This window comes from Paenibacillus xylanilyticus (genome assembly GCF_013359935.1).
Classification (GTDB): Bacteria; Bacillota; Bacilli; order Paenibacillales; family Paenibacillaceae; genus Paenibacillus; species Paenibacillus xylanilyticus.
Window position 1 is genome coordinate 1 of record NZ_JABMCB010000021.1, and the last position, 674, is coordinate 674.

Here is a 674-nt window from a genome sequence, read left to right on the forward strand (position 1 = left end):
AAGCTTGCTTACAGCTCCCCGAGGCAGTTTCGTTGTTCGCCACGTCCTTCATCGGCTCCTAGCGCCTAGGCATCCTCCGTGTGCTCTTAGTAGCTTAACCAGTTGCTCCGGTTTCGACTGCTCACTTCCCTTGTTTTGCTTGCGCAAAGCCAAAAGTCGCTCCCATTCGATACCATCGCAATACAGTTTTCACTATTTATTAAACTTGTTTTGATACAAGTTCAGCTAGGATGATTGTTGATCGGTCACTTGAACCGAGCAAGCATTCATCCCTAAAAGGAATGTTCTAATTCGCAATTTTCGTTTCGATATCTAGTTTTCAAAGAACAAGCTAAATAGACGAAATTCTTTGGTGGAGCCAAGCGGGATCGAACCGCTGACCTCCTGCTTGCAAGGCAGGCGCTCTCCCAGCTGAGCTATGGCCCCTCAAATTCCATCAAAACTGAACAAATGGATAAGTAACAATGTTGCTGCTCTTCACTTCATCCACACATGAAGTGATGGACCGAAATGAATCGCTGTCGCAGGTTCAGAGAACCTGCTTATTTGAATGTTTCCGCTACGGGAAACGATTCTCCATAGAAAGGAGGTGATCCAGCCGCACCTTCCGATACGGCTACCTTGTTACGACTTCACCCCAATCATCTATCCCACCTTCGGCGGCTGGCTCCTTG

1 tRNA gene and 2 rRNA genes are annotated in these 674 nt (G+C 47.5%); all 3 read right to left on the reverse strand.

Features of this window, described 5'->3' with window-relative positions:
- Positions 1–100, reverse strand: a 23S ribosomal RNA gene (locus HP552_RS00115); the annotation flags it as partial.
- Positions 101–350: 250 nt separating this feature from the next.
- Positions 351–426 (reverse strand) — tRNA-Ala (locus HP552_RS00120).
- A gap of 156 nt (positions 427–582) precedes the next feature.
- Positions 583–674: ribosomal RNA gene (locus tag HP552_RS00125) — 16S ribosomal RNA — on the reverse strand; the annotation flags it as partial.